The 292-nt window shown below is 75.3% G+C and carries 1 protein-coding gene; it reads left to right on the top strand.

The features are described 5' to 3' along the window. Positions 1-292, top strand: a 292-nt coding sequence (locus ACSNN9_RS28725; RefSeq protein WP_436676426.1) for an AMP-binding protein, incomplete at both ends; no start/stop codon positions are given.

Here is a 292-nt window from a genome sequence, read left to right as displayed (position 1 = left end):
TCCGCTACCTGCGCCACGTCCTCACCCAACTCGCCGAGGACCCCGACCGGCCGATCGACCAGCTCACCCTGCTCGACGAACGCGAGCGGGAGCAGGCGCTGCGCCAGACCGGGCCGTCCCCGGTGGAACGGGGCGTCGCCGCCCGCTTCGCGGAGCGGGTCGCGGCGACACCGGACGCGGTGGCGGTGACCTTCGAGGGGACGTCGCTGACCTATCGCGACCTCGACGCGCGCGCCAACCGGCTGGCCCACCACCTGCGCGAGCACGGCGTCGCCCCCGACACCCTCGTCGC

This window comes from Micromonospora sp. URMC 107 (assembly GCF_051386315.1).
In the GTDB taxonomy this organism is placed as follows: domain Bacteria; phylum Actinomycetota; class Actinomycetes; order Mycobacteriales; family Micromonosporaceae; genus Micromonospora.
Note: the sequence above shows the minus strand (reverse complement) of the source record. Positions and strands in the feature narration are given on the sequence as shown.